We start from the raw sequence: 7497 nt of genomic DNA, 5'->3' as shown, positions 1-7497 counted from the left end.
CAGTTTCACGCCCAGTGGGATCGCTCTGCTGAGCAGGAGCGGCGCAACCGCACCCGTTTTGCCCAGCGATCCCTCAAGCCGGAAGAAGTGCAGCGGGAACTGGAGGCCACAGACGCTGTGCTGGGGGATCCGCAGGCCGTGCAGCAATTTTTTCTAACTGCTGCCCAGCGCCTAGGCCTGGCTGTGATCCCTGACCGGGAGTCTGGAGTCTTCCGGGTCAACCTCAGCCAGGAGGGCACGGCAACCCTGCCGGAGGCCATTCGTTCAGTCCTGCCCCAGCCCAAGGGTGGACAGTGGCGGATTAGCTTCATCTCCCCCACGCCGGAAGGAGCGGAATACGTTGGCCGCAACCACCGCCTCATCGCTGCCCTGGCCCACTTTTTGTTAGAGAAGGCCTTAGATAAGCCTGAAGAGGCCGTCGTCTCCCGCTGCGGGGTCGTTCGGACGCGGGCTGTGGCTGCGCTCACCACCCTCTTGTTGCTGCGGGTACGCTACCTAGTGGAGCAGCCGCTGGCTCAGCCTCTGCTAGCGGAGGAGGTGCTGGTGCTGGGAGGGGTTGGCCTAGAAAGAGGCGAAGCCCGCTGGCTGGAAAGTAGGGCAGCGCTCCAGCTTTTGGCCGCAGCCAAGCCAGATGCCAACCTGCCGCTTGTAGAAAAGCAGGAGTTGGTGCAGCAGGTGCTAGACAGCCTCAGCCCCTGGCCGCCGACTGCAGAAAACTGGGGTCTAGGACACCCCCTTCAGCAAGGGATCCGGGAGGCCATTTTCCAGCGAGCTGGCGAGCTGGCTGAGGCCCACAAGCGCATCCGACAGGCCATCTCCCAGCGCGTGCGCGGGCTGGAGGTTAAGCCGCAGTTTCCCCCCGATCTGCTGGGAATTCTTGTCCTACAACCTCTGCTGTCCAGATGAGCCAATTTCCTGCTGTACGCCTTGAAGGGGGCCTCTTGGGGCCCGGACATTCTGGAGCAGCTTTTGGCTGGCGAGCTGTCAGGCCAGAAGCCGAAAGACTTTGGGCTAGAAGACAAGCGCAGCCTGACGGAAGAAATTGCCAGCGTCTTTGCCGAGGCCCGCACCCAGTGGGAAGTTTTCCGCCGCCGGCTGGCCCGTCTGCCGGAAGGGGATCCGGCCACGTCGGTTACCCGCGATGCCTGGGTTATTCCCTTTCTTAGCTTTCTGGGCTACGAGCTGCGCTACAACCCACGGGCCTATGAGCTGGACGGTGCTACCTTTGCCATTTCGCACCGCGCCGGCGAAGCAGAGGATGCTCCGCCGGTGCACATTGTGGGGGTACGCCAGGAGCTGGGGCGGCTGGCTTCCACTGGCAGGCCGCGTCTAGCCCCTCACTCACTGCTGCAGGAGTATCTCAACCGCAGCGAGCACCTCTGGGGCATCGTCACCAACGGGCTGACCCTCCGTCTATTGCGGGACAGCACCTTTGTGCGCCGGCAGGCCTATGTGGAGTTTGACCTGCAGCAGATCCTAGAGGAGCAGCGCTTTAACGACTTTGCCATCCTGTTTCGCCTGCTGCACCGCAGCCGTTTGCCCCAAAAGGCAGAGCAGGCGCGGGAGTGTTGGCTGGAGAAGTACTACCAGCAGGCTCTGGAACAGGGGGGGCGAGTCCGCGAGCGGCTGCGGGATGGGGTGGAAGAGTGCCTCAAGGGCCTGGCCAAGGGTTTTCTTGCCCATCCCAAAAACTCCCACCTGCGGGAGCGGCTGGCTTCTCCAGGATCGAACTGCCTTACCCCAGAGGAGTTCTACCGGCAACTGCTGCGGCTGGTCTACCGCTTTTTGTTTCTCTTAGTCTCGGAGGAGCGGGGGCTAATTAGCGCCAGCCCCCTCTACCGGGATCACTACGGCGTGAGTCGGCTGCGGCGACTTTTGGAGTGGCGCAGCGCCTTTACGGAGCATGAGGATCTCTGGTGCAGCCTGCGGGTGCTCTGGCGAGTGCTTTCCCAGGAGGAGCTGGCAGAGCATCTAGGGGCTGCACCTCTCAACGGCGAGTTGTTTGCCCCTTTGGAGCTGGATGGGTGCAGCCTGAGCAACCGGGATCTGCTGCAGGCCTTCTGGCACCTGGCCTACTACCAAGAGAACGCGACCTCGCCGCCGCGCCGGGTCAACTACGCCGCTTTGGACGTAGAGGAGCTGGGATCCGTCTACGAAAGCCTGCTCGACTACCGGCCCCAGATTGACACCTCAGGCAGTGTGCCCTGCTTTGACTTAGGCTACGGCTCCGAGCGCAGAAGTACCGGCTCCTACTACACCCCGCCGGAGCTGGTGGCAGAACTTGTCCGCTCGGCCCTGGAGCCAGTGCTGCAGGAGCGGCTGAAGTCTGCAGCCGGCCGTGAGGAAAAGGAACGGGCCATCCTATCGCTGCGGGTTCTGGATCCCGCCTGTGGCTCTGGGCATTTTCTCTTGGCGGCTGCCCGACATCTGGGCAAGGAGCTGGCCAAGGTTCGCACCGGCGAAGAGGAGCCCGCCCCCGAGACTGTGCGCGAGGCCATCCGCGACGTGGTGGCCCACTGCCTCTACGGCGTGGACAAAAACCCCTTGGCGGTGGAACTCTGCCGCGTGGCCCTCTGGCTGGAGGCCCATTGCGCCGGCAAACCGCTTACCTTCCTCGATCACCGCATCAAGTGTGGCGACTCGCTGGTGGGGGTGCTGGATCTAAAGGTTCTGGAAAAGGGCCTTCCTGATGCTGCTTTCGAGCCGGTAAGTGCCGACTCCAGGGAGGCTGCCCGCTCTCTGAAGGGGCGAAATCGCGCCGAGCGCAGGGATTTGGAAACAGGCCAGCTTTCTCTGCCGCTTGAGGCCGACCAGGTGGTGGCTCAGCTCAGCCAGGAGCGGCAGCAGCTCGAAGCTATCCAGGACGACTCGCCAGCCAATGTACGCCGCAAGCAGGAGCTCTACACCCGCTACTGTCAAAACCCAGAACACCAGAAACTGACAGAAGCCTGCAACCTTTGGACGGCGGCCTTTTTCCAGCGCTTGACCTCGGACTTCTCGGCGGCCATTACCACGAAAGCGGTCAGCGAGCGGCTGGAAAATCGAGCCAACTCCCGCGCTCTGGCCACCGCCGTAGCCCTGGCTTGCGAACAGCGCTTCTTCCACTGGCCACTGGAGTTCCCGGAGGTGTTTCACCTTCCCCCCTCGCCCGGAGAAGGGGGCTGGGGCGGTGAGGGCGGCTTCGATGTTATCCTCGGCAACCCACCCTGGGAACGCATCAAGTTGCAGGAAGAAGAGTTCTTTGCCAGCCGCGATACCGCCATCGCCCGTGCGGCTAACGCAGCGACGCGCAGGCGGCTAATTGCAGCACTCGCCAACACCAACCCCACCCTCTGGCAAGACTATCAGCGCGCCTTGCACGCCGCCGAAAGCACCAGCCGCTTCCTGCGTGGCAGTGGGCTATATCCCCATACCGGTCGCGGCGACATCAACACCTACTCTGTGTTTGCCGAGCGCGTCCGCGCCCTGCTCAACCCTCGCGGGCGGGCCGGCATCATCGTGCCAACTGGCATCGCCACCGACGCCACCAACCAATTCTTCTTCGCCGACCTGGTGGAAAAGGGGCAATTGGTCAGCCTGTTTGATTTTGAAAACCGCGAAGCTATCTTCTCTGGCGTGCATCGCAGTTACAAGTTCTGCCTGCTCACCATCCGCAGCAGAAGCACGTCAGAGAGCACCCCTACCTTCACCTTCTTTGCAACTCGCACCGAACACCTGCGCGACCCACGCCGTGTATTCACCCTAACCGCCGACGACATTGCCCGTATCAATCCCAACACCCGCACCCTGCCCGTCTTCCGCACCCGTCAGGATGCCGAGCTGACAAAGGCTATCTACCAGCGCGTGCCGGTGCTAGTGAATGAAAACTCTCCCCCCTCTCCCCTTGTGGGAGAGGGGCCGGGGGTGAGGGCCAACCCCTGGGGCGTGCGCTTTCTACGCATGTTCGATATGTCCAACGACTCCGGCCTCTTCCGCACTCGCGCGGAGCTGGAGGCGAAGGGGTATCGGCTGGTGGGGAATGTGTTTGTGCCCTCACCCCCTAACCCCCTCTCCCGCACTGCAGGAGAGGGGGGATGGCCCTCATCCCCGGATTCCTTCTCCCACCCAGCAGGAGAAGGGGAGTACAAATTGCCTGAAGCCAGCCGGGAACTGATTGCCAGAGCACGGCAGTTACGCCGCGAGGCGACTACCGCCGAACGCTTGCTATGGGAATTTTTGCGTGACCGTCGGCTGTTAGGCCGGAAGTTCCGTCGTCAACACCCGATTGGACAATTCATCGCCGACTTTTTCTGTGACGACGCCCGTCTAATCATCGAGATAGATGGGGGCGTGCACCGCGAACCCACTCAGCAGGAACGCGACCGTTTGCGGGAGGAAATCCTGCGCAAACATGGCTTTGCCGTTCTGCGCTTTACCAATGACCAGGTATTGGACCAGACGGAACAAGTCCTCCGAGAAATTGCCGACTATGTCGCTACTCATTCCTACGAGCATCCAACCCCTCACCCCCCAACCCCTTTCTCCCAGAGTCTTGGGAGAAGTAGCCCTCACCCCCCAACCCCCTCTCCCGAAGCTTGGGGAGAGGGGGATCAAGGGGGAGAGGGACTCTACCTCCCCCTCTACGAAGCCAAAATGCTCTGGCACTACGACCACCGCTACGGCACGTATGAGGGAGTGGATTCGCGTTCTAGCACCCAACTACCTACCCCTGACGCAGCACAGCACGCCGACCCGCACTTCGTCGTGCAGCCCTGGTACTGGGTGCCGGCAGAAGAAGTTGAAGCCCGGCTGGGCAATTGGCGGCGGGGATGGTTGCTGGGGTTTCGCGATGTAGCGCGTTCAACTGACGAGCGCACTGCGATCTTTGGTTTGTTGCCCAGGGTGGGGGTGGGACACAAAGCGCCTCTACTCACCTTTGAGAAACAGTCAACTCCTCTTATATCTGCTTTATTGGCGAATCTGACAGCTATCGTCTTTGATTTCATTACCCGCCAGAAAATCGGCGGAACGTCCCTGGGTTTCTTCATCCTCCGTCAACTCCCCGTCCTCCCGCCGAGTGCCTACACCTCTGCCGACCTCGCCTTCATCGTGCTGCGGGTGTTGGAATTGACCTACACCGCCTGGGACATGAAGCCCTTCGCGGACGATGTCTGGAACGAAGCCGTTTGCCTTGGCGAGACGGAGTGCTTTGAGGCGCTGCGAGCGGTGGTTGGCCCTCACCCCCCAACCCCCTCTCCCAAAGCTTGGGGAGAGGGGGATCAAGGGGGAGAGGGTATCCCCTGCCCACCTTTCCGCTGGGATGAAGACCGCCGCGCTGTGCTCCGCGCCGAGCTGGACGCCTACTACGCCCGGCTCTACGGCCTCACCCGCAAGCAACTGCGCTACATCCTCGACCCTGCCGACCTGACCGAGCGTGAGCTAGAAAACATCCTCGATCCCTGGGAAGAGGTGGAAGATCCTCTCGATCCGGCGGGGTATGCCAGACGTGTGGCTGCCAGCACCTTCCCCGGCGAGACCTTCCGCGTGCTCAAGGAAAAAGAAATGCGGCAATTTGGCGAATACCGCACCCGCCGCTTGGTGCTGGAGGCATGGGAGCGGCTGGCGCACCGCTAAATCTAGGCATAGGATCCGCATAAGACTGCGTTCTTATACACAAGCGGATCCCCATACGCACCAACATGGCTCTGGACGATGAACTCATCGAGTGGGCCCGCCAGGTAACCGGCCTCAAGACCAAGCGCGAGGTGATTCACAAAGCGCTGCGCACCCTAGCTCAACTCCACAAGCAGGCTGGGATCCGCAACTTACGCGGCAAGCAAGTTGAAATGGGAGGGAGATTTGCACGAGCAACACTTGTGTGCCAATGACTATCTCTAGATTGCGCTCTGGATCAAACTCTCATCTTGATGGCGACTTGACTCCAGCAGAAGTCTCTCCCCCAGAGGGACTGGAGGTGAGGAAAATACTTGCTGCACTTCCAGACTGGGTTTAGGTTGGCTAGGAGGGCCCTGTGGAGTAGCTTTGATGTCCACGATCTTTGATCTCCACGCCGCTGTCCTGGCCGACTATCGCGATTTTGTCCGCTCGTTTTTTCTGGTTGCCGACCCACGGGCGCAAGCCTTTGTAGACCAAGCGCTAGAAGAAGGGATCCACCTCTGGCCAGAGCCGCTTGTCCAGCTCAGCCCCTCTTACCCCTCTTACAAGGACGGCTCAACCGTTGACGAGTTGGCTGCAGCCGGACGGATTGCCCAAGAAACAGCCCACATCTTCCGCTTTGAGGATGGCAGGCCGTTTCGCCTCTACCGCCACCAGGAGGAGGCCATCACCAAGGCCCTAGCCGGAGAAAGTTTCGTGGTAACCAGTGGCACCGGCTCCGGCAAGAGCCTCTGCTACTTCCTGCCCATCCTCGACAACTGGATCCGCCAGAAGGGATCCGAGCACCAGGTGACGGCCCTGGTGGTCTATCCCATGAATGCCCTGGTGAACTCCCAATACCAGTCTTTGCAAGACCTGCGCGAACGCTACGAGCGCCGCTATGGTCGCCCTTTCCCCCTGCGCTTTGCCAAATACACCGGGGAAACTGCCGAAAGCGATCGGGAAGAGCTGCGGCGGAAGCCGCCCCAGATTCTGCTTACCAACTACATGATGGCGGAGCTGCTGTTGGTTCGCCCTGAGGATCAGCGCTTCTTAAGTCCTGGTGGACTGCGCTTTTTGGTCTTTGACGAGCTACACACCTACCGCGGTCGACAGGGGGCGGATGTGGCCATGCTGGTGCGACGCCTCAAGGAGCGCTGCGCCGCCCCAAACCTTGTCCACATCGGCACCAGCGCCACCATGATCTCCCGGCCAGAAGCCACCGCCCAGGAGCGCCGCCAGATTGTGGCCGACTTTGCCAGCCGCTTCTTTGGCTATCCCTTCAGAGCGGAGCACGTTATCGAGGAAACCTTGGATCCCTTTAGTGAGGGTGACTCTCCTAGTGCAGCGGAGCTAAAAAGCGCCCTCGACTCTCCCCCTCCCGCCGACCTGGCCACCCTGCGCCGCCACCCCCTGACGCGCTGGCTGGAGTACGAACTGGGCCTGGAGCCCACGCCCGATGGCGGCTTCAGGCGCCGCCTGCCCAGGGAGCTTTCTGAGGTCGCCGCCCAACTGGCCAAGCAGGTTGACAGGGATCCCCAGTTCTGCGCTGAGTCTCTGCGCCAGTTCCTCGCCCACGCCAGCAACCTCAAAGACGGCAACAGGGGGGTGGCCTTCAAGTTGCACCAATTTATCTCCCAGGGCCGCACCCTCTACGCCACTCTGGAGAGCCGGGAAAAGCGGCAATTTTCCCTGGAGGGGCAGATGCAGGCCGGTGAGGGCAAGCTCTTTTTCCCTGTCAAGTTCTGCCGCCAGTGCGGGCAGGACTACTACCATGTCCTCAAGTCCGGGGATCGCTTTGTGCCCTATCCCCTCGGGGAAGAGGTGGAGGAAAGCGAAGAGCAGCAAGCTGGCTACCTGAGT

The 7497-nt window shown here is 61.5% G+C and carries 3 protein-coding genes and 1 pseudogene; all 4 read left to right on the top strand.

Annotated features, from left to right (window positions below):
• Positions 1–906 (top strand): annotated as a pseudogene (locus NW835_RS13605) (helicase); the annotation flags it as partial.
• A 63-nt stretch (positions 907–969) separates the two neighbouring features.
• Positions 970–5613 carry a DUF559 domain-containing protein gene (locus NW835_RS13600; RefSeq protein WP_414415563.1) on the top strand — a complete coding sequence of 1548 codons (4644 nt, stop codon included), beginning with the start codon at positions 970–972 and terminating at the stop codon, positions 5611–5613.
• Between the two features lie 65 nt (positions 5614–5678).
• A complete protein-coding gene (locus NW835_RS13595) occupies positions 5679–5867 on the top strand; it encodes a type II toxin-antitoxin system VapB family antitoxin (RefSeq protein WP_414364432.1) in 189 nt (62 codons plus the stop codon).
• A 157-nt stretch (positions 5868–6024) separates the two neighbouring features.
• On the top strand, positions 6025–7497 hold a 1473-nt coding region (locus NW835_RS13590), incomplete at its 3' end, for a DEAD/DEAH box helicase (protein WP_414415562.1).

Source organism: Synechococcus sp. OH2 (genome assembly GCF_047462155.1).
Lineage (GTDB): Bacteria > Cyanobacteriota > Cyanobacteriia > Thermostichales > Thermostichaceae > Thermostichus.
Note: the sequence above shows the minus strand (reverse complement) of the source record. Positions and strands in the feature narration are given on the sequence as shown.